25 protein-coding genes are annotated in these 25,449 nt (G+C 52.0%); 16 read left to right on the forward strand and 9 right to left on the reverse strand.

Annotation, left to right across the window (positions count from 1 at the left end):
* Positions 1–7 precede the first annotated feature (7 nt).
* Genes I2123_RS10665 through I2123_RS10675 form a run of 3 tightly spaced genes read left to right on the forward strand, consistent with a single transcriptional unit; the run spans position 8 to position 2,695 of the window.
* Complete coding sequence (locus I2123_RS10665; RefSeq protein WP_213052398.1) at positions 8–259, forward strand: phage shock protein PspD; 252 nt, start codon at positions 8–10, stop codon at positions 257–259.
* On the forward strand, positions 234–1,631 hold the full coding sequence (locus I2123_RS10670; protein WP_112168516.1) for a YcjX family GTP-binding protein: 1,398 nt from the start codon (positions 234–236) through the stop codon (positions 1,629–1,631). The genes I2123_RS10665 and I2123_RS10670 overlap by 26 nt, the downstream gene beginning before the upstream one ends.
* Positions 1,628–2,695: a YcjF family protein gene (locus I2123_RS10675; RefSeq protein WP_213052399.1), complete on the forward strand. Its 1,068-nt coding sequence runs from the start codon at positions 1,628–1,630 to the stop codon at positions 2,693–2,695. The genes I2123_RS10670 and I2123_RS10675 overlap by 4 nt, the downstream gene beginning before the upstream one ends.
* Positions 2,696–2,779: 84 nt before the next feature.
* Here I2123_RS10675 and I2123_RS10680 read toward each other — a convergent pair whose 3' ends face one another.
* Positions 2,780–2,971, reverse strand: a complete 192-nt coding sequence (locus I2123_RS10680; protein WP_056781007.1) for a hypothetical protein — start codon at positions 2,969–2,971, stop codon at positions 2,780–2,782.
* Positions 2,972–3,414: 443 nt separating this feature from the next.
* Between I2123_RS10680 and I2123_RS10685 the strand changes: the two genes are divergently transcribed.
* The 3 genes from I2123_RS10685 to hemB all read left to right on the forward strand — a co-directional run bounded on the left by I2123_RS10685 (position 3,415) and on the right by hemB (position 7,973).
* Positions 3,415–4,701, forward strand: a complete 1,287-nt coding sequence (locus I2123_RS10685; protein ID WP_112168518.1) for an HlyD family secretion protein — start codon at positions 3,415–3,417, stop codon at positions 4,699–4,701.
* Positions 4,688–6,787: a peptidase domain-containing ABC transporter gene (locus I2123_RS10690; protein WP_213052400.1), complete on the forward strand. Its 2,100-nt coding sequence runs from the start codon at positions 4,688–4,690 to the stop codon at positions 6,785–6,787. Before I2123_RS10685 ends, I2123_RS10690 begins: the two co-directional genes overlap by 14 nt.
* Before the next feature lie 211 nt (positions 6,788–6,998).
* Positions 6,999–7,973 carry a porphobilinogen synthase gene (hemB, locus tag I2123_RS10695; RefSeq protein ID WP_112168520.1) on the forward strand — a complete coding sequence of 325 codons (975 nt, stop codon included), beginning with the start codon at positions 6,999–7,001 and terminating at the stop codon, positions 7,971–7,973.
* Positions 7,974–8,020: 47 nt separating this feature from the next.
* Here hemB and I2123_RS10700 read toward each other — a convergent pair whose 3' ends face one another.
* From I2123_RS10700 to dalD, 3 genes are all read right to left on the reverse strand, one after another.
* Entirely contained in the window at positions 8,021–9,307 is a 1,287-nt protein-coding gene (locus I2123_RS10700; RefSeq protein ID WP_112168521.1) for an MFS transporter, read from the reverse strand.
* Between the two features lie 113 nt (positions 9,308–9,420).
* Positions 9,421–10,884, reverse strand: coding sequence for a xylulokinase (gene xylB, locus I2123_RS10705; protein ID WP_213052401.1), 1,464 nt, complete (start codon positions 10,882–10,884; stop codon positions 9,421–9,423).
* Between the two features lie 10 nt (positions 10,885–10,894).
* Positions 10,895–12,292, reverse strand: coding sequence for a D-arabinitol 4-dehydrogenase (gene dalD / locus I2123_RS10710; RefSeq protein ID WP_213052402.1), 1,398 nt, complete (start codon positions 12,290–12,292; stop codon positions 10,895–10,897).
* Between the two features lie 208 nt (positions 12,293–12,500).
* Between dalD and I2123_RS10715 the strand changes: the two genes are divergently transcribed.
* The 3 genes from I2123_RS10715 (at position 12,501) to I2123_RS10725 (ending at position 14,522) form a co-directional block, all read left to right on the forward strand.
* The gene (locus I2123_RS10715; RefSeq protein ID WP_213052403.1) at positions 12,501–13,445 is read left to right on the forward strand and encodes a sugar-binding transcriptional regulator; all 945 of its coding nucleotides are present in this window, start codon (positions 12,501–12,503) and stop codon (positions 13,443–13,445) included.
* A 33-nt stretch (positions 13,446–13,478) separates the two neighbouring features.
* Positions 13,479–13,811, forward strand: a complete 333-nt coding sequence (locus tag I2123_RS10720; RefSeq protein ID WP_112168525.1) for an NIPSNAP family protein — start codon at positions 13,479–13,481, stop codon at positions 13,809–13,811.
* A 453-nt stretch (positions 13,812–14,264) separates the two neighbouring features.
* Entirely contained in the window at positions 14,265–14,522 is a 258-nt protein-coding gene (locus I2123_RS10725; protein ID WP_213052404.1) for a hypothetical protein, read from the forward strand.
* 275 nt (positions 14,523–14,797) lie between these two features.
* On the opposite strand, the gene nudI is transcribed toward I2123_RS10725, so the two are convergent.
* The 3 genes from nudI to I2123_RS10740 all read right to left on the reverse strand — a co-directional run bounded on the left by nudI (position 14,798) and on the right by I2123_RS10740 (position 16,585).
* On the reverse strand, positions 14,798–15,223 hold the full coding sequence (gene nudI / locus I2123_RS10730; RefSeq protein WP_213052405.1) for a nucleoside triphosphatase NudI: 426 nt from the start codon (positions 15,221–15,223) through the stop codon (positions 14,798–14,800).
* A 285-nt stretch (positions 15,224–15,508) separates the two neighbouring features.
* Positions 15,509–15,961 (reverse strand): GNAT family N-acetyltransferase, encoded by a 453-nt coding sequence (locus I2123_RS10735; protein ID WP_213052406.1) that lies wholly within the window; start codon positions 15,959–15,961, stop codon positions 15,509–15,511.
* A 138-nt stretch (positions 15,962–16,099) separates the two neighbouring features.
* The gene (locus tag I2123_RS10740; protein ID WP_213052407.1) at positions 16,100–16,585 is read right to left on the reverse strand and encodes a GNAT family N-acetyltransferase; all 486 of its coding nucleotides are present in this window, start codon (positions 16,583–16,585) and stop codon (positions 16,100–16,102) included.
* Between the two features lie 528 nt (positions 16,586–17,113).
* On the opposite strand from I2123_RS10740, the gene I2123_RS10745 reads away from it, so the two are divergent.
* The 5 genes from I2123_RS10745 to I2123_RS10765 all read left to right on the forward strand — a co-directional run bounded on the left by I2123_RS10745 (position 17,114) and on the right by I2123_RS10765 (position 21,141).
* The gene (locus tag I2123_RS10745) at positions 17,114–17,284 is read left to right on the forward strand and encodes a hypothetical protein (RefSeq protein ID WP_213052408.1); all 171 of its coding nucleotides are present in this window, start codon (positions 17,114–17,116) and stop codon (positions 17,282–17,284) included.
* 74 nt (positions 17,285–17,358) lie between these two features.
* Positions 17,359–17,634 carry a hypothetical protein gene (locus I2123_RS10750; RefSeq protein WP_213052409.1) on the forward strand — a complete coding sequence of 92 codons (276 nt, stop codon included), beginning with the start codon at positions 17,359–17,361 and terminating at the stop codon, positions 17,632–17,634.
* A gap of 738 nt (positions 17,635–18,372) precedes the next feature.
* Positions 18,373–19,149, forward strand: a complete 777-nt coding sequence (locus I2123_RS10755) for an isocitrate lyase/PEP mutase family protein (protein ID WP_213052410.1) — start codon at positions 18,373–18,375, stop codon at positions 19,147–19,149.
* On the forward strand, positions 19,133–20,197 hold the full coding sequence (locus tag I2123_RS10760) for a bifunctional transcriptional activator/DNA repair enzyme AdaA (RefSeq protein ID WP_213052411.1): 1,065 nt from the start codon (positions 19,133–19,135) through the stop codon (positions 20,195–20,197). Before I2123_RS10755 ends, I2123_RS10760 begins: the two co-directional genes overlap by 17 nt.
* Positions 20,198–20,457: 260 nt before the next feature.
* Positions 20,458–21,141: an O-methyltransferase gene (locus I2123_RS10765; RefSeq protein ID WP_213052412.1), complete on the forward strand. Its 684-nt coding sequence runs from the start codon at positions 20,458–20,460 to the stop codon at positions 21,139–21,141.
* Between the two features lie 281 nt (positions 21,142–21,422).
* On the opposite strand, the gene I2123_RS10770 is transcribed toward I2123_RS10765, so the two are convergent.
* Entirely contained in the window at positions 21,423–22,445 is a 1,023-nt protein-coding gene (locus tag I2123_RS10770) for an AraC family transcriptional regulator (protein ID WP_213052413.1), read from the reverse strand.
* 63 nt (positions 22,446–22,508) lie between these two features.
* On the opposite strand from I2123_RS10770, the gene I2123_RS10775 reads away from it, so the two are divergent.
* Positions 22,509–23,711, forward strand: a complete 1,203-nt coding sequence (locus I2123_RS10775) for an MFS transporter (RefSeq protein WP_213052414.1) — start codon at positions 22,509–22,511, stop codon at positions 23,709–23,711.
* A 102-nt stretch (positions 23,712–23,813) separates the two neighbouring features.
* Here the strand turns inward: I2123_RS10775 and I2123_RS10780 are convergent, their stop codons facing one another.
* Complete coding sequence (locus tag I2123_RS10780) at positions 23,814–24,686, reverse strand: LysR family transcriptional regulator (protein ID WP_213052415.1); 873 nt, start codon at positions 24,684–24,686, stop codon at positions 23,814–23,816.
* Between the two features lie 130 nt (positions 24,687–24,816).
* Between I2123_RS10780 and gstA the strand changes: the two genes are divergently transcribed.
* Positions 24,817–25,440, forward strand: a complete 624-nt coding sequence (gstA, locus tag I2123_RS10785) for a glutathione transferase GstA (RefSeq protein WP_213052416.1) — start codon at positions 24,817–24,819, stop codon at positions 25,438–25,440.
* The last annotated feature ends 9 nt before the right edge of the window (positions 25,441–25,449 follow it).

Consider the following 25,449-nt stretch of genomic DNA (forward strand, 5'->3'; position numbering starts at 1 on the left):
AATCTTTATGACCCGTTATCTGAATTCCTCGCTGCCGGGTAAAAGCAGCCTGCTGTCGAAAATCTTCAGCGTGATTGTGACACTGGCGTTGACGTTTGGCCCTGCCGGGCTGGCAGCCCGCGTGCTGGGCGTGGTAGCAAAAGGACCCGTTCGTTACGTTTTAGCACTATTATTAGAACCGTTATTCAAACGAATTTTGACCGCGCTGTTTGGGCGCTACGCCAGGGAGAGCAATGAAAAGACTACAAAACGAGTTTAATTCACTGATCAATCGTGGCATGGACAGGCACCTGCGGCTGGCCGTCACCGGTTTAAGCCGCAGCGGAAAGACCGCTTTTATCACCGCCTTCGTTAACCAGCTTTTACATATGCACAGCGGCGCACGTCTGCCGCTGTTTTCTGCTGCCCGCGAGGAGCGTCTGCTCGGCGTAAAGCGCGTGCCACAGCGCGATCTGGGCGTTTCGCGATTTACCTATGATGAAGGTCTGGCGTCGCTGTTCGGCACGCCACCTGCGTGGCCGACGCCCACTCGCGGCGTCAGCGAGATCCGTCTCGCACTGCGCTATCGCTCCAACGATTCTCTGCTTCGCCACTTCAAAGATACTTCCACGTTATATCTGGAAATTGTCGATTATCCCGGCGAATGGCTGCTCGATTTACCCATGCTGGAGCAAAACTATCTCGACTGGTCACGCCAGATGGCGGGGCTGTTACAAGGCGACCGGGCCGAATGGGCGAAACCGTGGCTGTCGCTGTGCCAGCAATGCGATCCGCTGGCACCGGCCGATGAAAATCTGTTGGGCGCAATTTCTCAGGCGTACACCGACTATCTGGTGCGCTGCAAGACCGAAGGGCTGCACTTTATCCAGCCCGGTCGTTTTGTTCTGCCGGGCGATCTGGCCGGTGCCCCGGCGTTGCAATTCTTCCCGTGGCCCGAGATGCACCAGTACACCGATGCCCAGCTGGCGCAGGCGGATAAAAACAGTAATCTCGGTATGCTGCGCGCCCGTTTTGACTATTACTGCCAGACCATTGTGAAAGGTTTCTACAAAGAGCATTTCGTTCGTTTTGACCGGCAGATTGTACTGGTGGACTGTCTTCAGCCGCTCAACAGCGGGCCGCAGGCGTTTAACGATATGCGTCTGGCGCTGACCCAACTGATGCAGAGTTTTCACTACGGCAAGCGCACGCTGTTCCGCCGCCTGTTCAATCCGTGCATCGATAAACTGATGTTTGCCGCCACCAAAGCTGACCACATTACCGGCGATCAGCACGCCAATCTGGTGTCGCTGTTACAGCAACTGGTGCAGGAAGCGTGGCAGAACGCCGCGTTCGAAGGCATCAGCATGGACTGCGCCGGGCTGGCCTCGGTGCAGGCGACCGAAACCGGGCTGGTGGAATATCAGGGGCAAAGTCTGCCCGCGCTGAAAGGCCACCGCCTGGCCGATGGCGCGCCGCTGACGGTCTTTCCCGGCGAAGTCCCGGCGCGCCTGCCGGGCCATGCGTTCTGGCAGCAACAGGGGTTCCATTTTGATGAGTTTCGTCCGCGCGAGATGAGCGTGGATCAGCCGTTGCCGCACATCCGTCTGGACGCGGTGATGGAGTTTTTACTGGGAGATAAAATGCGATGAGCGAACCTTTAAAACCGCGTATCGATTTTGAAACGGAATTAAAAGCGCCGGTTGAACCGGTTCTTCGCCCTGCGCAGGCGTTTGACGAAATGATGTCCGGGCGCTTTATTCCCGTTTCCGCTGAGACTGACGAACAGCAGGAAGAGGGCGAAGCAGAAGCGGTGCTCAGCCGCGCGCTGAAACCGCGCCGCAGCCTGTGGAGCAAAATGGTGCGTCTGGGCGTGGCGGTGCTGGGTGTCAGCGTCGTGGCGCAGGGCGTGCAATGGGTGCATCAGGCGTGGGTCCAGCAGGACTGGGTGGCGCTCGGTGCCTGCACGGCGGGCGGTCTTATCGTATTCGCCGGTGTCGGTTCCATTGCCACCGAATGGCGGCGTCTGTACCGTCTGCGCCAGCGCGCCGACGAACGTGATATGGCCAGGGATCTGATGCACAGCCACGGATTAGGGCAGGGGCGCGCATTTTGCGAAAAACTGGCGGTACAGGCCGGACTGGATAACAGCCATCCGGCGTTGCAACGCTGGCAGGCGTCCTTACACGAAACGCAGAACGACCGTGAAGTGGTTGAGCTTTATGCCCGTTTAGTACAGCCAGTGCTGGATGCGCAGGCGCGACGTGAAATCAGCCATTCCGCAGCAGAATCCGCGCTGATGATCGCCGTCAGCCCGCTGGCGCTGGTGGATATGGCGTTTATCGCCTGGCGTAACCTGCGTCTGGTCAATCGTATCGCGGTGCTTTACGGCATCGAACTTGGCTACTTCAGCCGTATCCGGCTATTTCGTTTAGTGCTGCTGAATATGGCGTTCGCCGGAGCGTCCGAACTGGTGCGTGAAGTGGGGATGGACTGGATGTCACAGGATCTCGCTGCGCGTCTTTCCGCCCGCGCTGCCCAGGGCATCGGTGCCGGTTTGCTGACCGCCCGTCTGGGCATTAAAACCATGGAACTCTGCCGTCCGTTGCCGTGGCTGGAAGGAGATAAACCGAAGCTCGGGGATTTCCGCAAAGAGCTGGTGGGCAAACTGAAAAACAGCATGGTCAGGAACGATAAGACGAAATCAGGCGTCTGATATGCCATCGCTGATAAATCACCATAAAAAAGCCCCCGCCGAAGCGGGGGCCTGTATTACTCTGATTCACCTGTGAAGCAAAAACTAGGTGGTCAGATAGTTCTGTGCTTTAGCAAGACCGTCGGAAATTTGTGAATACGCCTTGTTCACCGCATTACCGGTGTCACTTACCGCGTCCTGACCAAAGTTTGACAGGCGGTCAGCCACTTTATTCACATCTTCCGACCAACCCGCACCATTAACCATTTCGATATCACGTTCTGTTAATTGTTTCATCTTAGGTCATCCTCTTATCTGTTAAAGCCAGTCCCCAAAATTGCGGGGAGATGAAAACATTGAGTAATGCTATGGAGATAATTTTTACGCAATGTCTTCACAGGGATTAAGCCTAGAGCACCATGAGAAGAATTTGACTAGGAATAATCTCCTATGTGGGATTTTAATTATAATCCGTTGTTTTTATGTGAATTTAATCTTGTGGTGTTAAGGTTTTAATAAAAATACGAGTAAAAATTCAGCGCCAAAATATATCTCAGCGTGATCTGGAATAACGGGTTTTTAATTTCTCTGCGCGATTATCTTCAGCCGCAAATATCTTCTTTGCTTGTTTCAGAGTATTCGCGGTGGCAGCCAAAATATTGACTGCTATCTTTCACAGATCCTATTTTCAGAGATCTGCATTATGTTCATAAAAACGGTGTTCATCCGGGGGCTAAAATATGCTCTTTCGTAAAGAGGTGAATGAACATCAGCAAAGCCATTGGGCGGGGAAAGCACTTTTACTCGCCGGTTGGCCTTTATGGATTGTCACCACGCTGACCGCCATTTTTATCTTCGCACTCCTGATTTTCCTCATTTTCGCCAACTACACGCGGCGCATTAACGTCAGCGGTGAAATCATCACGCAGCCGCACAGCATTAACCTTTTCAGCCCGGAACAGGGTGTGGTGACAGAGCTTTACGTCGATACCGGCAAGCCGGTAAAAAAAGGCCAGCCATTGTATGAGATTGATGTCAGCCGGGTGACGCAGGCGGGGAATGTCAGCACCACCACGCTTGCGGCAATCAAAAAGCAACGTGAGCAGATTGATGCCATCATCGTGCAGCTTCAGCACAACAAGCAGGAAACGCTGGAGAATCTGCAACAGCAGTTGGATCAGTATCAGAAAGCGCACGAAGTCTCGCAAAGCATGGTGGATTCCGCGCAGGAAGGCCTGAACGCGATGAAGAAAAGCATGCAGAACTATGGCGCGTATCAGAAGAAAGGCCTGATCAATACCGATCAGCTGAACAACCAGCGTTACCTGTTTTATCAGCAACAAACCTCGTTCCAGAGCCTGAATACGCAGGCGATTCAGGAAGCATTACAGATAACCAATCTGCGCAGCGAACTGGTGACCCGCGCCGCCGAATTTGACAATCAAATCTCGCAGTACGGCTATCAGCGCAACGATCTCGAACGCCAGCTGGCGCAGGCCGATGCCAAAGGATCGCTGCTGATAACAGCGCCGACCTCCGGCAAAATTTCCTCACTGAGCGTCACGCCGGGGCAGATGGTCAATGCCGGTGACAGCCTCGCCCAGCTGGTGCCGGCAAAAAATTCCCCGTTTTTCCTCGTGGCGTGGCTGCCCAACGAAAGCGTGCCTTATGTTAAAGCCGGTGAACATATCAACATTCGTTACGAAGCCTATCCGTTTGAAAAGTATGGCCAGTTCCCCGGCAAGGTGGAATCGATCTCTTCTGCGCCGGTGTCCGAACAGGAGCTGAATTCCTACGCCAGCGCGCCGAGAACGGCCAACGGCACGGTCAGCGGACCCTATTACAAAGTGATTGTGTCGCTGGATAAAAAAGCCATGAACTGGCACGGCGAAACACTGAATTTATCCAGCGGGATGAAAGCACAATCGACCCTCTTTCTGGAGAAAAGACCGCTGTATCAGTGGATGCTTTCTCCGTATTACAGCATGAAGAAAAGCGTGGTGGGGCCAATCAATGAATCTCGATAACGTTCGCGAACTGGCTGACCGCCTGCATTTCAGCTGGCGGCACCGCGTGCCGCAAATCATCCAGACCGAAGCCGCCGAGTGCGGGCTGGCCTGTCTGGCCATGGTGTGTGGCTACCATGGCAAATATGTGGATTTACAAACGTTGCGTCAGCGCTATGGCATTTCCTCGCGCGGCGCGACGCTGCGTACGTTGATGGACATCGCCGCCGCCAATGAGCTGAAATCCCGCGCGCTGAAGCTGGATATCGATGAACTGAATGCGCTGAAAACGCCCTGTATTTTGCACTGGGATCTCAACCATTTTGTTGTACTGGTCGGTGTGAAACAGGGCAAAGTGATAATTCACGATCCGGCGTTTGGCCGCCGTTCCCTTGGCCTGCGCGAAGTGTCCGAGCATTTTACCGGCGTAGCGTTAGAGCTGTGGCCGGACAGCGGCTTCACTTCTGAGAGGCCGCGCGTCAGGCTTGATCTGCGCAAAATGATGGGCAACGTCAGCGGCCTGATTCCGGCGCTGGCTAAAATTTTCTGCCTGTCGCTGATGATTGAGTCCGTCAATCTGTTGCTGCCGGTCGGGATGCAGCTGGTGATGGACCACGTGATCCCGGCAAAAGACCCGGATTTACTGACCCTCATTTGTCTCGGACTGCTGTTCTTCATCATTTTCCGCACCGGCGTCAGTATGCTGCGCGCCTGGACGTCGCTGGTGATGAGCACGCTTATCGACGTGCAGTGGAAAGCGCGGCTGTTCGACCATCTGCTTAAACTGCCGCTCGATTATTTCGAAAAACGTAAACTCGGCGATATCCAGTCACGTTTCACGTCGCTCGATACGCTGCGCACCACGCTGACAACCAACGTGGTCAACAGCATTATCGACGGCATTATGTCGGTGGGACTGATCGTGATGATGGTGCTCTACGGTGGCTGGCTGATTTGGGTGATTTTAGGCTTCACGGCGGTGTACGTGATTTTCCGTCTGACGACCTATAACGCCTATCGCCAGGTTTCGGAAGAGCAAATCGTCAAAGGTGCGCGGGCCGGTTCGCACTTTATGGAAACGCTGTACGGCATCAGTACGCTGAAAGCACTCGGATTATCCAAAGCGCGCGCCAATTTTTGGCTCAATCTGAACATTGATAACGCCAATGCGACGGTGCGTAAAACCAAATTTGAAATGATGTTTACCGGCGGGAATACGCTGATCGCCACGCTCGATCAGGTCGCGTTGCTGTGGCTGGGGGCAACGCAGGTGATCGACGGGCATATGACGCTCGGGATGTTCGTGGCGTTCAACACCTATCGCGGGCAGTTCTCGGAACGTGCGGCAAACCTGCTAAATATGATGTTGCAGCTGAAAATGCTGTCATTGCACCGCGACCGTATCGCCGATATCGCACTGACCGCTACCGAGAAATCATTACCGGAACGCGAACTGCTGCGGGCGGGCGAAGCGGCGTCGCTGGATGTGCGCGATTTGGTGTTTCAATACGACAGCCTGACGGCACCGCTGATTAACGGCCTGAACCTGTCGGTGGCCGCAGGAGAAAGTGTGGCGATCACCGGGCCGTCGGGGCAGGGCAAAACCACGTTGATGAAAATCATGACGGGTTTGCTCTCACCCACCGAAGGCCGGATCCTGATTAACGGCATGGATATCACCACCGCCGGGCTGAACAACTATCGCAGCTGTATTGCCTGTGTGTTACAGGATGATACGTTGTTCGCCGGGTCAATTGCCGAAAACATCGCCAGCTTTGACGAGCAAAAGGATGAAGAGCGCATCGTTGACTGCGCCCGTCGCTGCAACATTCATGAGGATATTGAACGGATGCCGATGGGCTATGAAACGCTGATAAGCGAACTGGGCGGCAGCCTCTCCGGCGGCCAGAAACAGCGGGTGCTGATCGCCCGCGCACTCTACCGACGCCCGGCGATCCTGTTCCTCGATGAAGCCACCAGCCATCTGGATCTGGACAATGAAGCGCGGATTAATCAGGCCATCAGCGAACTGGACATCACGCGCATTTTTATCGCCCACCGGCCATCGACCATTGCTTCGGCGGATCGCGAGATCAAACTTGGATAAACCTTTCCTCAGGCGATCCCAATTCGGGATCGCCTTTTAAAATGTGGTCTTCGTTACATCTCCTCACGGAAAGTTCATCATTTGTTTAAAAGTTATTATAAAATACGGGCTTCATCGTCTGACGGCGCTGCTTTGCCTCCTGCCGTCTGAACTGTCTGCGCTTCTGTTTCTAAAAAATTTCAGCGCAACAGATTAATTTCTAGGAGTTTTCATGTCGAATCAGTTCCCGAGCTCACGCCTTCGCCGCCTGAGACAGTCCGAATCCATGCGCAGCCTTTTTCAGGAAACTGAATTCAGCGTGAATGATCTGGTACTGCCGATTTTCGTAGAAGAAGAAACCTCTGAATACGTGCCCATCGAAGCTATGCCCGGTGTGCTTCGTATTCCTGAATCCCGTCTGGCGTTTGAAATCGAACGCTATGCCCGCGCCGGTATCCGCTCGGTCATGACCTTTGGTATTTCGCATCACATGGATGCCACCGGCAGCGACACCTGGAACGAAAACGGTCTGGTCGCCCGCATGGCGCGCATTTGTAAAGACACCGTGCCGGAAATGATCGTGATGTCCGACACCTGCTTCTGTGAATATACCTCGCACGGTCACTGCGGCGTATTGCACGATCACGGCGTAGACAATGACGCCACGTTGAAAAACCTCGGCAGGCAGGCTGTCGTTGCCGCTGCCGCCGGTGCTGATTTCATCGCCCCGTCCGCCGCACAGGACGGTCAGGTACAGGCCATCCGCAGCGCGCTGGACGAAGCCGGTTTTATCGACACCTCGATCATGGCGTACTCGACTAAATTCGCATCCTCCCTCTACGGACCCTTCCGTGAAGCGGGCGGCAGCGTGCTGAAAGGCAACCGGAAGCAGTATCAGATGAACCCGATGAACCGCCGCGAAGCGGTGCGCGAATCTTTGCTCGATGAGCAGGAAGGGGCTGATGCGCTGATGGTCAAACCGGCAGGCGCTTATCTCGATATTATCCGCGATATCCGCGAAGCCTCACGTCTGCCACTGGCGGCGTATCAGGTCAGCGGTGAATACGCGATGATAAAATTCGGCGCACAGGCCGGTGCTATCGATGAACGCGCCGTGGTGCGTGAAAGCCTTGGCGCTATCAAACGTGCGGGTGCAGACATCATCCTGACCTACTTCGCGATGGATATTGCAGAGCAGGGCGTCTGATTTCTGCCAATGCTGGAAATGAAAAACCGGGCTTTTGCCCGGTTTTTTTATGCCTGTGCGGCGGAGCTGCCCGCCAGCGGTTCGCTGCGTATCTTAGACGGATGCCCCGGCTGTTCGACTTTTACCATGACCGTCAGCACGGCGGCGACCAGATACAGTGCGGTGTAGACCCACACCACGCCAACGATATCAAAGAACGGCAGCACGACGGACGCAATCGCCGGAGCGACAAAGTTACTCAGGCCGGCAGACAGGTTGTAAATCGAAATCGCCGCGCCTTTGTGATTCGGCTCCAGCACCGGAAACACGGCGGTCATTGGCACGAAAGCGGCGACCGTAATGCCCAGCATGATGGCCGGGATCAGCGCCACCCAGAAATTATGCCCGGCGTAGACCGGCAGATAATAGAATGTCAGGCTGGAGATGGCGCAACCGATGCAGCCGAACCAGCGAACCTGACGCAGCCAGCCAATTTTTTCGCCTAAAATTCCCCACATGATGTTGGTGAAAATTGTCACGAAGAAGAACACTGCCCAGATTTGCAGCCATTCTGACATGGTGAAACCGAGGCGTCCGACGAACAGCATCGGCATGATCACCGCAAAACCGAACAGTGAAATCGTGTTAATAATGCGGATCAGGCAGGAAAGCAAAATATTGCGGTTGGTAAACAGAATAGTCACCGCGCGGCTCAGTTCGGCCAGTTTTTCTTTTTTGCTCAGCCCGGCTTTGCTGCCCGGTTTCCCGACTTTGCGCAGCATGACGATAGCCATCAGCCCGCCTGCCAGCACCCACGCAATCGCAAACCACAGCGTGCCGGTTTCGCCCATAAAAGGAATAGTGAAACTGGGCAGATAGCTGCCGATACAACCAATGCCGATGGAGTACATCGCCCAGAACCAGCCCATCGCTGAGGAGAGGTTTTGTTTCGGAACGGTTTGCACCACCAGCATCACGAACGAATAGATAAACAGCGGATAAGCCAGCCCGCGAATGCCATAAAACAGCAGCATCAGCGGATAGTTTTTCATCCCTAAACCGAACAGCATAAACAGCACATGCATCACCACCCAAAGAATGAAGCCGATACGCATGGCTTTCTGTGGCGTGATAATCTCGGCGACGACGCCGGAACTCCAGGCCGCCAGCGCGGCCGCTAATCCGTACACCGTAAAGACCACGGCGGATTCGGAGGCGGTGAAGCCCATATCGATAATGTGTTTGGAAAGGAAGGCCATTTCGAAGCCATCGCCGCTCATGAACAGCGCAATGGCGATATAGCCCCAGAACAGATTCATCGGTAAACCGAACCAATGCGTACGTGTTTTTTGCATGTCAGACTCCTCTGCGAACGTTCTCGCAGCTGGTGGGGTAGGGTCAGAAAAGGGGCGCTTGAGCGCCCTCAGTGTTGTTATAAAAACGGTGATCAACGGGGTAATTCAGACGTTCAGACAGTACGCAGCGCGACCTGCTGCTGGTACAGCTCACGCCAGGTTTTCAGGCGCTCGCTCAGCATGTCGCGGGCACCGGCGTCGGGCATAAACTGTCGCGCGACCGGCGGCTTGCTGCACACTTCGCAAAAATTCCCGCCTGCGGCCAGCCAGCCCAGGCGGGCTGCGCCGAGTGCGCCTCCGGCTTCACCGCCGCTGTGGGTGATCACCGGCAGATCCAGTGCATCACTCATCAGTTGCGCCCAGCGGTCACTGCGCGCGCCGCCGCCGACCAGCGAACATTGTTGCAACTGCGTGCCCGCCTGTCGCATCACGTCGCGGCCATCGACCATGCCGAAGGCCACACCTTCAAGTACCGCATAACCCAGCGCGGCGCGGTCGGTGCTGTGCGTCATGGCGTGAAACGCGCCGGTGGCGTAAGGATCGTTATGCGGCGTGCGCTCGCCGGAAAGATAGGGCAAAAACAACGGTGCCTGACGCTGTTGCGCCGGGTTTAGCTGCGCGATTTCGGCCAGCAGCGTGGTTTCGTTGCTGCCCACCAGATTGCAATACCAGCGCAGCGCACTGGCGGCGGTGAGCATGACGCTCATCTGATGCCAGCGGTCGGGCAGCGCGTGGCAAAACGCATGCACGGCGGACTGCGGATTCGGGCGAAAGCGATCGTTCACCGCAAACAGCACGCCGGAAGTGCCGAGCGAAATAAACGCATCGCCGGGATCGACCGCGCCAATGCCTACCGCACTGGCCGCGTTATCGCCACCGCCACCGGCGATCACCACGTCATCGCGCAAACCCCAGGCGCGGGCGATATCATTTTTCAGCGTGGCGCTGACCTCACTGCCTTCGGCTAAGCGCGGCATATGGTCCCGCGTCAGTCCGCAGGCAGCGAGCAGGGAATCTGACCAGTCGCGCTTGGCCACGTCCAGCCACAACGTGCCCGCCGCGTCAGACATATCAGAGACTTTTTCGCCGCTCATCATCCAGCGCAGATAGTCTTTTGGCAGCAGCACGGTCGCCGTTTGCTCAAAGATATCCGGCTCGTGACGGGCCACCCACAACAGCTTGGGCGCAGTGAAGCCGGGCATCGCCAGATTCCCTGCCACCTGATGCAGCTCCGGCGCGCTTTGCGTCAGCTGCGTACATTCCGCCGCGCTGCGGGTGTCATTCCACAGAATGGCCGGACGCAGGATGCGCCCTTCGCGACTGAGCAACACCGCGCCGTGCATCTGGCCGGAAAGGCCTATGGCGCGAATCTCCCGCCACTGCTGGGGCAGCCGGGTGCGCAGACGGGCGATCACCCGCTGCGTCGCCTGCCACCAGTCTTCCGGGTTCTGTTCTACCCAGTGCGGATGCGGGCGGGAGACATCCAGCGGTTCACCGACGCTTGCCAGCAGCGTGCCTTCGTCGTTAATCACTACGGCTTTAATTTCTGATGTCCCTAAATCCAGTCCGAGATACATAGCGTTTTCCTCAGGCGCGTTTCGCGTCGCTCAGCCACTGATTAACCCGTGCAACGGACTGGCGCATCAGGTCGGTGAATTCGCTTTTTGCTGCCAGTGAAGCAAACAGTTTTTCGTCGGTGGCAAAGCGGGCGAGCGGGTCGGCGCTGTCAAACAGGGCGTGAACCGCAGCGGCATCCAGAATGCCGTCCTGATACTCATACGGCAGACGGCCAAGGTGCCATTGCTGCATGTAGACGAAGAACAGCGCAGGGAGCATGGCGGTCGCGCGCGGTGTCTGACCGCGCTGATAACATTCCTGCAAAGTCGGCGTGATGAACCCCGGAATTTTCGAGAAACCGTCGGCGGCGACGCGCTGGTTGGTATCCTGAATGTGCGGATTACTGAAGCGCTCGAGCACCACATCACGGTAACTCGCCAGATCAAGCGGGCTCGGCGAAAGGGACGGGATCACGTCTTCGGTGACGTAGTCCCAGGCCATTCGGCAGATGTTCTCCGTGCGGGTACTCACGTCGATAAAGCTCTGCCCGAGCAAGGTGCCCGCCCAGGCAATGCAGCTGTGGCTGGCGTTGAGGATGCGGATCTTCGCTTCCTCATACGGCAGTACGGATCCCACCATTTCCACGCCGACATCCTCCAGCGCCGGGCGGCCAGCGATGAAATCGTCTTCCACCACCCACTGAATAAAAGCTTCACCCATTACCGGTGCACGGTCTTTAAAGCCGGTGGCCGCTTCAACGCGCATCGCCACTTCCGGTGAGGGACGCGGCGTGATGCGGTCAACCATAGTATTCGGGCTGCGGGTGTGGTTTTTCACCCAGGCGATGACGTCTTTCTGCTGGCGCAGTGCCAAAAACTGCAACAGCCCGTTGCGGAATCGTTCGCCGTTGTGACGCAGGTTGTCGCAGTTAAGCAGCGTGACGTCACCCCCTTTTTGTTCAATGCGACGTGCCAGAATGTGGGCGATGGCACCATAAATCGTGCGGCATCCGCCGTGGATATCGGCCTGAACGTCGGCATTTTGCTGATCCAGATTGAACTGGTTATCGAGGTAATAACCGCCTTCAGTCACGGTAAATGAAATCACTTTGGTTTGCGGATCCGCGCCCTGTGCAACCAGCGCTGCCAGTTCGTTATCCCACGGAATGATTTTTTGAATCGACGTGATCGTTTCATATGCCCGCTCACCCTGTGGCGTCACGGTTTCGAGCACGTATTTGCCCTCCTGCGCAGCCAGCGCATTCAGCACCGGTACGCCGTCTTCACGAATATTGCCCAGCGCAATCGACCAGCGATCGTCGCCCTGAATCAACAAACGGTGCAGATACCATGCCTGATGGGCACGGTGGAACGAGCCGCTGCCAATATGCAGCCAGACGGATGACGCAGAGTTATGAGTCTTGTTCATCAGATTCTCCGTTAAGGGTTTTTAGCTTTAATTTGGGCTTAAGCTCTGTTAGTGGGCTTTTGCTCATTTGCGCTAAGCCTAATAGAACATTTGCTCTTTAGTTGGGCTTTAGCTCACAAATTTTGTTTTTCAGGGGATTTAGCGATCACGGCGCAGGGCGAAAGACGATAAAATCCGGCCATTGAAATCTTCGGGTCGGGCGGTGCGCATGAGTAAGAATGATAAAAAACTGGATCTGGCGGCGCGGGCGGCGTGGATGTATTACGTGGCAGGACAAACGCAGAATCAAATCGCCGATGCGCTCGGCGTTTCGCGTCAGGTTGCGCAACGTTTGGTCGCCAGCGCGCTGGATAACGGGCTGGTCAGCGTGCATATTTCTCACTCCGTCGGGCGCTGCATGGAGCTGGCGTCACAGCTGCAAAAGCGTTACGGGCTGGGCGTCTGTCAGGTAGTGCCGGGGCAGGGGATGGAAAGTGCCGGGATCCACCACGCCATCGCGGTGGCTGGCGCGGAAGTGATGACGCAGTTTATCCGCAGCGATAAACCGATGATTATCGGCGTGGGATCCGGGCGCAGCCTGAAAGCGGCCATCGACGAGCTGGCGGATATCGAACGGCCGCAGCACAGCAGCGTCTCGTTGATCGGTGCGATTGCCTCCGACGGTTCCTGTACCCGATACGACGTGCCGCTGCTGATGGCGCAAAAAACGCAGGGTCGCTACTTCATTCTTCCCGCGCCGCTGTTCGCCGACGGCGAGGAAGACCGCGCGATGTGGTGCAGCCACCGCATTTACCGTACGGTCAGCGAAAAAGCGAGTCAGGCAGACGTGACATTTATTGGCATCGGCACCATTGAACCGGGCTGTCCGCTGCATAAGGACGGCTTTATCAGCGGCGACGACGTGGCGCTGCTGATGGAGAAAGGCGCCGTGGCCGAAGTGCTCGGGCATTTCATGGATCCGGATGGAAACCGCATCAGCAGCGATCTCAATGCCCGCCTGACCAGCGTCGGGCCGAAGCCGCACGATGACCAGCCGGTGATCGCGCTGGCAGGGGGATCGGGCAAACACGTTGCCATCCGTGCCGCGCTCAATGGCCGCTGGATCAACGGGCTGGTCACGGATGAGGTTTGTGCGCAGGCGCTGTTGGGGTAGTGGGCGTGGGTCTTAGATAAAAGGATAGGGATGATGAAAACAGTTGAGCTTTTGCAGTACACCCTGAAGCCGGGAACAGGACATGATTTTCATAGAATCATGTCAGAACAGAGTGTGCCTCTCCATCGTGATGCGGGAATGGATGTCGTTTCTTTTGGAAATTCCCTGCACGATGAGGATTCCTATTACCTGATCCGCGCCTACAGTGATCCTGAGCATTTAAAATCTTCACAGGAAGAATTCTACAGTAGTGATGCATGGCGAACGGGACCCCGGGCTGCCATCATTGACCGGATTCAAACCAGTGTAAAATCGGTGCTGATGCTTACGAGTGCTGCCACCGATGGGTTGAGGAGGATAGACTGAAAGGTAATTGTGGTTGGGGATTATGTTCGGTAAAGGGCGGTTTTGAAATGCTTACGAAAGGCTTAGTCGTAAGCTAAACCGATCTCTTAGCCCTGGACTGGCGTCAGAATGATATCAACTCCGGGATGATTTATTAGTGAGGCACAAAGCGTTATAAGGTCGGGGTTAAGGGCGCTGAAGTGTGTGGGGCTTCTGTCAGGATAAGGTTGTTTGAGATAATACAATTTTATGACGTTAATTTGATCGACCATTGAATACATTCCCAGTTAACGCTGGGTATTTTTTTCTTAAAAAAGTGTAATACGTATTACTTTGTAAATATGTAAATAAGTTGCATGCTACAGCACCCCAAACATCATAAAAATTCGGGCGATAGTGCCAACGGTGGTCACGGTGGGGAGGGTGGATCATCAGATAATGCCCCTGGAGGCGCTGGTGGTGACGGAGGCAACAATGATCAGCCAAAACCTTTATAAACGATGCTTTGTCTTACTTAAATGGTCTCCTTTTGTCTTGGCCGCATTCACACACTTCAGTTATGCGTCTTCTGGCCATCCGATCCTTTTCTCCCATTCCTCTTTACTGATTTCCGATGGTGGAAACGGGGCGACGGTGGCCCCGGCGAAGGGGTGGCGAAGGGGGAACGGGGCAATGCTGGATCAGGCAGCAACGGCGATGGCGGGCGATGGAGGAATGACCTTAACCCGTTAATTGATACATCGTGATGTTAGTAATGCCTTAACCAGTTGTGAGAACAAATGCGTACTTCCGCTTCTCGCTCATAACAGACCAATCAATCCTTCAGAGGAACTGACATGAACAGCATGAAACTAACTAACATTTCTCACCACTCAGATCATATTTTTTAAAAAACCACGTGAAGAGACGAAGTAGGTGCAGATAGAGTAGGTAATGGCAGCTCCAGCTACTTTGACAGACTTAATCATCAATGACTAAACCCCTGCCATGAAGGCAGGGGTTGCTCGCTAAATGAGTCCTTTCTGGAAAAAAGTAACCCGTGTCGCTTCATTCAAATCCATACTTTTCATTGCTTCAGGTGACACCCAGATAATTTCCTGAAATTCCTCGTTAAAGGTAATATTCCGGTTAGCGGCAATGCAGTCAAATATAAGATAAATCATGTAAATTTCTTCGGTGCTTCCATCTGGATACATTTTAGTCCGGATATCATCACGAAATGCCCACGGCTTAACATCAGTGATACGAAGCTCCTCACCTAGTTCTTCCATGATTTCGCGCCTTAGAGCAGTTTCCATCATTTCACCGGGTTCCATTCCCCCGCCAGGCAGAGCCCACTGCCCCGGAAAAACCCCACGATCGGAAGCCATTTTACAAAGCAGATACTCACCGTCATTTTGTATCACAGGACACACGATTACTCTCTGGCGCATTTTATCTCCTTAACATTATTGCTTTCTGAATTACCCTATCAGAAAAGGTGTCAATTTCACCCGGATGATTACAAATCATAACTCGCTGACGAAGATGTTTAAGCCGCCGTTCTGCATGCCTGGTTAGAAAACGCAGTGTGTCCAAGGCGGCGCGGATTTAACTGTAATGGCTCTGATTTGCCTGAAAGTGGTACGGTTTGGTTGCGTCAGGGCTGTATCTGGGCAGGCGCTCCTGAAAATTGGTTCACTGGACAGAATATGCGGTCTGTCTAGCACGTGACTGTATTAACGCGCTGGGTCTCTGAGGCATAGATGGTGCGTGACTTTTTCTATGCCAGTTAAAGCAATAAAGCCAGCTCGTTCATAGAAGGTGAATGCCGATGGAGGAGCGTTTGTGTTGATAAAATCAAACCAGTGGCCAGAATCCTTAAGTATTTCACTGAGCAGGGCGCTGCCAACCTGCCTTTTTCTCCATCCTGAGTCTACATAGAGATGTCGCAGACGTCCGATGCCAGTTTTTAGCGTAAATGGATCAACGTTGAGTCCGCAAACGCCAACGATCAATCCATCTACAGAAGCTCCAATTAGTTTTTCTCCGGGTCCGTCAAAGCGGTTCAGTCCGCTAAGCCAGTTATCTTCCAGTCGGCGTAACATGTTAAATCCTTCAGCCATGCTCTGCGATTTTAACTCAGCAAATCCTGCGCTTTCCGGGGTAACGTTTGTGAGTTGGATATCCATGATTCTCCCACTGATTTCAATCTGCATATTCTGGACAGAACTACGATTGTGTCCAGTATGACAATGGCACTTTCATACTTCTAATGCCATCAATGCCCGTTCTGTGCCAGGAGCGGACGGCTTGTCCGATTAATACAATCAGCGTAATGCTTTTGAGAAACAGACGGCTTCTGTCCTACCTATGTAGGGGCCGTAATTCTCAATGCGGATATATCCGTTTTTCTCGTAGAAATTTACAGCCCGATGGTTGATGTGTCGAGTTTCCAGTCTGAGTTCGCTATATCCCATATCTTTTGCAGATGTTTCCAGAAAAGTAAGTAAAGCTCCCCCAACCCCTGGTACACTTCGGTCTGAGAACATTCTTTTAAGCTCTGCTGTATTTTGTGTTAACGGCCTAATAGCTCCGCATCCTATTGCTTCGCCATGAGCATTCTTTGCCAATACCCATAAGGCTTTGTCATCATACATTGCTTCAACGGTGAAATTGCTTTTGCCGTTATCACCCGTAATAGCGGCAAGTTCTGCTGACAGCATTTCGATTAAGCGATGGGATTCTGAAGAAAATGGATCTGATTTCTCTACGGTTATCATGGTCATATCCTGCAAAATGAGTGTGACCAGCATAAAGTATCCTGCCAAGGAAAGCATCAGCTCGGAACGGGTGATGGGACAACACTGTCCCCAAACTATTCCGAGGATGTTATGTCCGCTACTCGTTCAAAGCTGTCTGTCATGCTTGGTTTAAAGTTGGATATTTCCCGTTTTCGAAGCGGCCCCTACAAGAGCAGAGTTAGATCATTTGCGTTGAATTTCATTACTGCTGATCTCAAATTCACACGTAGTCATCTCCTTTTATGTTTATTAAGTTTTTTTGACAAAGCAATCATTTTCTATAATGTATTTGGCTTTTATAATAACTGGAGGAATAGGTTGAAAGCAGATTATTTGACTGCCGACATAAACAATACATAAACAAAAAACAAAAATTTAAAATACCCCCCTCTCAACAACAATAAAAAAATTGAAAGGAAATGAAATATTACATTATTAAATAAAGATTTCACAAATCGGTTGCTATGTTTATTTTGCAAGGTTATTAGGCATTCTTTTACCTCAAATAAGAACCCAACTTTTGACAATGAGGTTTTAATTATGAAAGTAAGTAGAATTGCAGCGTTGTTATTCATCTCCTTTACAGGTTTATCCAGAGCAGTGGAACCACTCCACCACTTCAATACATCTTCTATTGACCATCTGATTATTATTACATGTGATGGAGGAGCGGGTGGAACCGGTGGAAATGGTGGTAACGGCGGCGACTAAGGTTATATAAATCCCAATCTGCCAGATCTCTCGATCTGGCAGTTTTTATAACATGCAGTTGAGGAGACTTCTTTGTGAATAAGAATCTTAAATTAGTGGCATTTTTGTTTTGCGCTGAGTTTTGCTTGTCGGGTGCAATACATGCTGAAGATGCTATAACGCAGAACAGAACGGCCGCAATCACTGTGTCAGCAGACCAGGTAAGTTCTCTTAAGCCAGTGACGGTAAAATGCGGGCATTCTGGTAAAGATGGGCAGCCGGGTAAGGACGGTAACAACGGACATGGTGGTAAAGGGGGTAAAGGCGGTGCGGCTGGTAAAGGCGGCGCGGCCGTTCCATGTAGCAATTAAGGTCAGCGCTCTCACGAAAAGGTGGAGATGGCGGTGATGGCGGTGGCGATGGTGGCGATGGAGGAAATGGTGGAGATGGCGGGAACGGATGAAACAAGGTATGTTGCCCAGATGTGAACGAGATTATCAGGAAAATAAACTGCATGGTTCTCTTGCTCAAAGTTGACAGAACAACGGCCCCCAGGCCATTTAATTTTTATTAACTTTGGTTTTTAGAAATCACTCAGTTTGTACCAGTCTCATAGAAACTCTTTGTAATTCCGAGCAAAGAAATGACGGCGACATATAAAACTATAGGGCATCTTGCAAGAGAGCCCTATCTAAATTACACCGAGAACGCCCAATGCTGTTGAGTAGGAAGGAACTCAAAAAATATTGTTTCAATGCGAGCGTCAAAAAGATGCAATTGGTTGGGCTGTAAGTTGGGGATCTATGGTAAACGTCCATCGTGAAGGAAACAGGAAACAAAAAATTAGCCACGGTCAGTTCCGTTAAAAATGATATAGCTTGATTGGGGACGCTTGGAAAAAGGAAAATATCCTACCTTGGACCTGTTTTTTAACCAAGCATGACAGGCAGCTTTGCGCCAAAAGCTGGCGTTCTAACACCGGCTATGTTAGTCAACAGCGAGCAGATGAGTTCTTATCGCGGCTTAAAAAAATGGTCGTCCAATTTTCGGTTGTGAGGGTTTCATCGGATGTTCTAGATTCATCCTGTACTTTATTAAAGGAGAGGATCATGAACTTCACGGAACTTCACTATCAAAACAAACCATTACTCATCGCCAATGTCTGGGATGCTGCTAGTGCAATTCTGGCGCACCAGTCGGGCTATCAGGCCATGGGGACTTCAAGTGCAGCGATTGCCGCGACGTTAGGTTACGAAGATGGAGAAGCAATGTCTTTTGATGAATTGCTTTACATTGTTACCCGTATCCAATCTGTCAGTAACTTACCATTAAGTGTTGATGTTGAAGCGGGATTTGGTGGCACAGCTGATGAGATAACGACCCATCTTAAACGTCTCGCGCAGCTTGGGGTTGTTGGGGTAAATCTTGAGGACAGCAGAGTTGTTAACGGTGTCAGACAACTTGTTGATGCGGTTGCATTTTCCAGTCAATTAAAAGAGATTCGTGACGCGTTGAACGACGAGAGTTATCAACTATTTATTAATATCCGTACTGATACATACCTACTTAATCATGAACATGCTTTACAGGAAACGCTTTTACGTGGCCGACTGTATGAAGCATCGGGGGCAAACGGGCTTTTTGTCCCGTGTCTGACGTCAGAAAAAGATATTAAGACCTTTTCCAAAGAGCTTAATATTCCATTAAACGTCATGTGTATGCCAGATCTTCCCACGTTCGAAAGGCTGGGGGAAATGGGTGTGAGGCGTATTTCTATGGGGAATTTCGTTCATTCAGCCATTCAATCGAAGCTTAAAGATTTAATGCTACTTATCCAGTCGCAGCAAACATTTGCAGGAGTTTTCATTGATGAAAGTTCTCGATAATACCCAGTGCAACATCTGGTATCAGGCATTACTCGATCGCGCTTCGGAATATACAGGGGTGTTTTTCGTTGGTGTCAAAACGACAGGGGTATTTTGTATCTCGGTATGTCGTGCGAGGAAACCAAAACGTGAGAATGTCGAATTCTATAAAGATTTAAAATCTGCTCTGGATGCAGGTTTTCGCCCCTGCAAAGTATGCAGACCCACTGAAAATGCGCACACTGCTCCGTTTTTTATCGAACAAGCACTCGAACTCGTGCGCGCCAACCCTAAAACACGCATAAGCGACACTGAGCTACGTAAGCACGATATCAGCCCCGAGCGGATACGACGCTGGTTTCTACAAAACCACGGTATTACCTTCCAGGCATTTCAACGAATGCAGCGGGTGAATATCGCACTTCAGGAACTAAAAGGTGGGTCTGCTGCCACCGATGTGGCTTTTGATAATGGCTACGAATCATTAAGTGGTTTTGCTTATACCTATAAGCGAATTACGGGTGTTGCTCCAACAGATCAGACTCAGATAATTATAATTCAACGATTTACCACGACACTGGGTCCAATGTTCGTCTGTGCTACGGAACGGGGAGTTTGCCTGCTGGAGTTTACCGACCGCCGAATGCTGGAGACGGAATTCCGTGACCTTCAACGTCTGCTGAATGCCCGAATAATATCAGGGGAAAACAGCCATACTCGACAAGCGGAAAAAGAGATTAGTGAATATTTTTCCGGAACGAGACAACAGTTTGAGCTCACGCTCGATGCTCCAGGCAGTGATTTTCAACGCTCCGTCTGGCAGGGGTTGCGTGCTATTCCTTATGGACAAACGTCACACTATCAAGCTCTTTCCGGGCAGATTGGAAAACCTAACGCAGTACGCGCGGTGGCCGCCGCAAATGGAGCAAACCGAATAGCTATAGTGATTCCTTGTCACAGAGTCATCGGCAAAGATGGTGCGATGATCGGTTACGGCGGTGGCATTGCGCGCAAAGAATGGTTAATCGAACATGAACGAAAACATTGCTCACAGGCAGATACCTGCTGACAGCTAAAACTAAACAGGATGTGGAAAGCTGAGTTGGGCACTTAGCTATCCATGTGCAGCCCTGTTAACTCGATCTGATTGTAAGGCCCGCCTTTCGCTTATAACCTTCCGAAGCATTTCTCGCGGGCAGATTTATGCCAGAAGCGTACACTCAAAAAACTACAGAACTTTAATCAATGGGGAGCGTTTCATGCACCCAGCATTGTAATAAACCACATGCAAACTTCAGATAAAGCGACTAAAGAAGAGGTAGATCCCCCATGCGAACCCCTGATTATCCTTCGAGAGACGCTGAAAAATGGGCACAGGTTGATACCTGGTTTGCTGAAAAACTCGCCCCCGAAGGACCGGATTTGAAATGCACTCTCGCCAATAATGCCGCTCATGAGTTACCCGCACACGATGTCTCTGCCTTACAGGGTAAAATGCTGGAGCTTTTAATCAAAATGATACGTGCTACTCGCGTTCTTGAAATAGGAACGCTCGGAGGTTACAGCACGATCTGGATGGCTCAAGCTTTACCGCAACACGGGCGCGTGACAACCATAGAATTTAATGAGCATCATGCAAAAATTGCCCGACAAAATATAGATAATGCAAGATTGACTGAACGGGTTGATCTGCATATTGGTGCCGCCCTTGATGTATTACCGATGCTCAAAGCACCTTATGACCTTATTTTTATTGATGCCGATAAAGTTAATAATCCACGCTATCTGGAGTGGGCAATACAGTTGTCCAGGGAAGGTACTGTGATCCTAGGGGATAATGTGGTTCGTGGCGGTGGTGTGATTGATTCTGATAGTAACGATCCTAATGTGCAGGGACTGCGAGAGTTTATTCAGATGATTTCAGAAGACGAACGACTTGAAGCTACAGCAATACAAACTGTCGGTGAGAAAGAGTGGGATGGTTTTATCATGGCTATAGTTAAAGCCATATAGCTATCCATCTCATTCAATCAGAATAAAGCCGCCGTCAGGTGGTTTTTTTACACCGTTTTTCGAGATTCAATAAAATACACAACTCCCTGCGGATTAACGGATTTTTATATAAACCTCTTTCGCCGTTTTAATCACCAAACTAGGTCGCATTTTCTTTCAGCGATAACAGCATACAAATTCCGCTATTCGCTCACAGCGAGCCATTCATGCGCGCATGCCCGCTCAGTTTTTAATATTGAGAGCGGCCTCATAAAGTGTCCAGCAAATGATAAAGATAACATTCACTCATTTACTGTATTAACGCCTCGCGCTGGTCGCTGACGCATAGCGCCCGGCGGATATCCATTAATGCGCTTAAAAGCTCTGCTAAACGCTGCCTGTGAGGCATAGCCGAGGCGAAGAGCAACGGTCTCAATTGAGATCTTTTCGTGAATAATCCAGTGACCTGCGATGCGCATTCGTACCTCCCTTACATAGCGCTGAGGTGGTATGCCGATGATTGATTTGAAGCGTTCAGCAAAAACAGAACGTGACACATGCGACTGGGCAGCAAGCTCAGCAACGGACCACTCCCGACCCGTATCGCGATGAATGGCCAGAATAGCACGGGCAAGTCGTGGATCACGTAACGCAGCGATCAGGCCAGCGGCGTTCTCGCTGCCGTTTTCGATCCATCCTCGCACAATCATGGCTGCCGCCACTTCTGCGAGGCGGGCCAGAATGCCCGCGAAGCCAGCGCGTCCGGAACAGATTTCAAATTTCATCGCGCCCAGAATGGGAACCAGCCCCGGATAGATCTGTTCATTTGCCTCAACCACTATGGCCTGCGGCATCAGTTTACCAAGACCCTGCATTCCACCGAGATCGAACTCCATACAGCCATAAAATAGAACCGTGCTGGGTGTCGGATGAGAACTTGGGCAAGTATTGATTCCGCTGACGGCCTCGCCTAAAGGAGCAGAGCCTAATGTGTCGATATGTTGAAATGAACAGCTGACATCCGATACAAGCTGATGATCCTCACCCTGCGGCATAAATACCATGCTTCCGGCTTTCAGTTCGTGCAACGTACCGTCGTGTGTGCGAAGCAGAGCTGTACCCACAGCGATGTAATGAAAATAGGCATGTCCCGGCCTGTTGCTAAAACCGACGCCAAACTCAGAGGCAGTCTGTAAACGGCGATACTGCACACCACGCAGCCGCATTTCCAGCAGCAATTCACTGATGAGCTCGGATGAGAGGGCAAAATGTTTATTCACAGGCATAATCGGCGTTTCGGGTAAAAAATCAGGATGAGGCATCATAGATCGTCCGGCAGCTCAACTCTAGACTTGGTGTTGTAATTTTTACTCCAAGAAGAGTGTGTTATGAGAAATGAAGCAACTGAAGCTGTATCCGCTGGTTTGAATAGTTCGGAACCCAAAGAGTCCGCATGGATGGCCGTTATTTCACTGACGATGGGCGTGTTTGGTTTGCTGACTGCAGAATATCTTCCTGCCAGTCTGTTGACACCCATGGCTGCCGATCTCGGGGTGACCGAAGCTCTTGCTGGTCAGGCTGTGACGGTAACCGCTGTGGTGGCCCTGTTTGCTGGTCTGATGGTTCCCCGCCTGACGCGTAATTATGATCGCCGAAATGTTTTGCTTAGTTTTACCGTCCTGATGATTGCCTCCAACCTGCTTGTCGCACTTTCATCCAGCCTGGCTGTTCTGTTAGTCATGCGCATTTTGCTGGGCATCGCGCTGGGAGGCTTCTGGAGTATGGCTGCTGCCGTAGCTATGCGGCTTGTCCCTGCTAAAAGCGTCCCGCGTGCTCTCTCCATTATTTTTAGCGGTATTGCTGTCGGTACCGTAGTTTCGATCCCGCTGGGGAGCTATTTAGGCGGGCTTTATGGCTGGCGTAGTGCTTTTATCGCTGCCACCGCAGTAGGCCTGCTGACACTGCTCTTTCAACTGTTTACCCTTCCTGGAATGGCTCCGCGCAGAATGATGGTAACGGCATCTGTCATGGATTTACTCCGCCGTCCAGGCATTGCGATGGGAATGACGGGGTGTGTGATTGCCCATACTGGTCAGTATGCGCTGTTTACCTATATTCGTCCGGCTCTGGAAAATATTGCCCAAATTGATGTGGATCGTTTGTCTTTGATACTGCTTGGATTTGGCATCGCTAATTTTATCGGTACGCTGCTAACCGGGTGGCTGATGGAGAGAAGCCTGCGTCTTACCCTGATACTCATGCCAGCGCTTGTCGGTTTAGCGGCATTAAGCATGGTTTTGCTGCCACTGGATGAAAAAGGATTGATGTTGTTCGTCGCGTTGTGGGGGATGGCATTTGGTGGCGTACCCGTTGCGTGGTCAAACTGGGTAGCGCGTGCCGTTCCCGATCAGGCTGAAACTGCTGGCGGCATGGTAGTCGCAGCAGTTCAGTCCTCAATTGCTGCTGGTGCTGCGTTGGGAGGATTACTCTTTGGTTTCAGCGGCGTAACAGGTGTCTTCATTACCGCTGGTTGCATAATGTTTTTTGCCACGCTCGTTATTGGACTAAAGGTGAGGGTCGCGCTGACCTGACCACTTCCGATATTTGTTGTCCGCAGGCCGCTCATCACCGTCAGCAGGCGCACCGGTGACGGGTTGGTGGCAGAAACGCAGTGATTATCTCTACGTTGATCATCAGCCTTTATGCAGCCCCTTTAGTAATGCCTGCGTGGCACCAGAAGTTTTTCCGGATGGCGAACAAACCAGACCAAATTCACGATGTATAGGGGGTGCCACCGGCATCACACACAGGCCTCGCAATTCAGCTGGCAAGGCAGATTCAGGTACGAGCGTAACGCCCATGCCTTCACGCACCAGCATGCAGGCGCTGACCCAGTCTCGTACTTTCACGCGCACGTCGCAGAGTTGCAAGCCTGCCTGTTCAATCAGACTTTTTCCATTAACGATACATCCACCTGTCGCGAGAATAAAGGGTTGGCCTGCCAGTTCCTCCAGCGTTATGCCGCGCGCCCTTGAATTACGTTCCTGCTGTTGACCGGATGGCATCACCGCGACCCATGCATCCTGCCCTAATACCACGTTTGTTCTTCCCGGTGCGGGGTTCATTACTACCCCCAGTTCAACAGTATCTGCTGCAAGCCACTCCTCAACTTCCTCGTCCGTCCCTTCCAATACCACCACTTCTATACCCGGATGCAGACGCTTAAAGTCGCGCAGCAGTCCAGGCAACAATGTGGAAGTCACAGAGGGAAAACTGGCGAGGCGAATGCGTCCGCCACTTAAACCGCGGCTCTCATCAGCCAGCGCGCGGATAGCGTTGAGCTGCGCAAGCATTTTCCTTGCCTGTTCGATCACCTGCTCACCCAGCGCGGTGACGCCGATGTGTCGACGTTCACGCGTGAACACCGGGAACCCAAGTGAAGCCTCTAACTGAGCGATAGCCTGACTGGCACCGGACTGAGTCATTCCTACATCCTCAGCAGCGCGGGTGATATTGCTGGCATCCGCAACGGCCACCAGTAAACGCCAGTGTAAAAGATTCATCATGATTATCAGTAGCTCAGCTAATAGCTAATTTATGGATCATTAATTTTACAGCACGAGACACATTAAGCACAGTGTATTGAGGAACGGCCAGAATATGGCTAAACAGCTTTTCAATTTTATCGGAGAGACAATGAAACTTTATTACGCGCCTGACACCTGTTCGCTTTCACCACACATCGTTCTGTGCGAACTCGGGCTTGAATATGAACTGGTCAAAGTGGACAACAGGAGCAAGCTCACTGCGGACGGACGCGACTTTCGTACCATTAATCCTAAAGGCTATGTCGCTGCACTTGAGCTGGACAATGGCCAGATCCTCACCGAAGGTCCGGCCATTGTGCAGTATCTCGCTGACCTGAAGCCGGAAAGCGGGCTGGCACCTCGAGGGGACAGTTGGGCGCGCGTGCGTCTGCAGGAATGGCTGAACTTTATCACCAGTGAAGTACACGCGGGATCCGCACTGCTGTTCAATCCCGCGCTGCCAGAAGACGTCAGATCGATTTTCCGCGAAAAGCTGTTCCGGCGGTTCGATTTTTTGCAGGATACGCTTAATGAGAAAGTCTATCTGACCGGCCCGACATTCAGCGTTGCTGATGCTTACCTTTTCACCGTGCTGGGGTGGTGTAAATTCTTTTCCATCGACCTGAATCGCTGGCCTGTGCTATCGGCATATATGGCAAATATCAGCGCGCGTCCTGCCGTACAGGCTGCGTTACTTGCAGAAGCATCTCAACAGGCCCGAGAAGGCTTATGACGGACGAAA

This window comes from Rahnella inusitata, from assembly GCF_018288855.1.
Taxonomy (GTDB): Bacteria; Pseudomonadota; Gammaproteobacteria; order Enterobacterales; family Enterobacteriaceae; genus Rahnella; species Rahnella inusitata.

What these genes read in the sequence shown, in the direction of transcription:
- I2123_RS10665 (WP_213052398.1), top strand. Translation starts at nt 8, where the DNA reads ATGACCCGTTATCTGAATTCCTCGCTGCCGGGTAAAAGCAGCCTGCTG.
- I2123_RS10670 (WP_112168516.1), top strand. Translation starts at nt 234, where the DNA reads ATGAAAAGACTACAAAACGAGTTTAATTCACTGATCAATCGTGGCATG.
- I2123_RS10675 (WP_213052399.1), top strand. Translation starts at nt 1,628, where the DNA reads ATGAGCGAACCTTTAAAACCGCGTATCGATTTTGAAACGGAATTAAAA.
- I2123_RS10680 (WP_056781007.1), bottom strand. Translation starts at nt 2,971, where the DNA reads ATGAAACAATTAACAGAACGTGATATCGAAATGGTTAATGGTGCGGGT.
- I2123_RS10685 (WP_112168518.1), top strand. Translation starts at nt 3,415, where the DNA reads ATGCTCTTTCGTAAAGAGGTGAATGAACATCAGCAAAGCCATTGGGCG.
- I2123_RS10690 (WP_213052400.1), top strand. Translation starts at nt 4,688, where the DNA reads ATGAATCTCGATAACGTTCGCGAACTGGCTGACCGCCTGCATTTCAGC.
- hemB (WP_112168520.1), top strand. Translation starts at nt 6,999, where the DNA reads ATGTCGAATCAGTTCCCGAGCTCACGCCTTCGCCGCCTGAGACAGTCC.
- I2123_RS10700 (WP_112168521.1), bottom strand. Translation starts at nt 9,307, where the DNA reads ATGCAAAAAACACGTACGCATTGGTTCGGTTTACCGATGAATCTGTTC.
- xylB (WP_213052401.1), bottom strand. Translation starts at nt 10,884, where the DNA reads ATGTATCTCGGACTGGATTTAGGGACATCAGAAATTAAAGCCGTAGTG.
- dalD (WP_213052402.1), bottom strand. Translation starts at nt 12,292, where the DNA reads ATGAACAAGACTCATAACTCTGCGTCATCCGTCTGGCTGCATATTGGC.
- I2123_RS10715 (WP_213052403.1), top strand. Translation starts at nt 12,501, where the DNA reads ATGAGTAAGAATGATAAAAAACTGGATCTGGCGGCGCGGGCGGCGTGG.
- I2123_RS10720 (WP_112168525.1), top strand. Translation starts at nt 13,479, where the DNA reads ATGAAAACAGTTGAGCTTTTGCAGTACACCCTGAAGCCGGGAACAGGA.
- I2123_RS10725 (WP_213052404.1), top strand. Translation starts at nt 14,265, where the DNA reads ATGATCAGCCAAAACCTTTATAAACGATGCTTTGTCTTACTTAAATGG.
- nudI (WP_213052405.1), bottom strand. Translation starts at nt 15,223, where the DNA reads ATGCGCCAGAGAGTAATCGTGTGTCCTGTGATACAAAATGACGGTGAG.
- I2123_RS10735 (WP_213052406.1), bottom strand. Translation starts at nt 15,961, where the DNA reads ATGGATATCCAACTCACAAACGTTACCCCGGAAAGCGCAGGATTTGCT.
- I2123_RS10740 (WP_213052407.1), bottom strand. Translation starts at nt 16,585, where the DNA reads ATGCTGGTCACACTCATTTTGCAGGATATGACCATGATAACCGTAGAG.
- I2123_RS10745 (WP_213052408.1), top strand. Translation starts at nt 17,114, where the DNA reads ATGAAAGTAAGTAGAATTGCAGCGTTGTTATTCATCTCCTTTACAGGT.
- I2123_RS10755 (WP_213052410.1), top strand. Translation starts at nt 18,373, where the DNA reads ATGAACTTCACGGAACTTCACTATCAAAACAAACCATTACTCATCGCC.
- I2123_RS10760 (WP_213052411.1), top strand. Translation starts at nt 19,133, where the DNA reads ATGAAAGTTCTCGATAATACCCAGTGCAACATCTGGTATCAGGCATTA.
- I2123_RS10765 (WP_213052412.1), top strand. Translation starts at nt 20,458, where the DNA reads ATGCGAACCCCTGATTATCCTTCGAGAGACGCTGAAAAATGGGCACAG.
- I2123_RS10770 (WP_213052413.1), bottom strand. Translation starts at nt 22,445, where the DNA reads ATGATGCCTCATCCTGATTTTTTACCCGAAACGCCGATTATGCCTGTG.
- I2123_RS10775 (WP_213052414.1), top strand. Translation starts at nt 22,509, where the DNA reads ATGAGAAATGAAGCAACTGAAGCTGTATCCGCTGGTTTGAATAGTTCG.
- I2123_RS10780 (WP_213052415.1), bottom strand. Translation starts at nt 24,686, where the DNA reads ATGATGAATCTTTTACACTGGCGTTTACTGGTGGCCGTTGCGGATGCC.
- gstA (WP_213052416.1), top strand. Translation starts at nt 24,817, where the DNA reads ATGAAACTTTATTACGCGCCTGACACCTGTTCGCTTTCACCACACATC.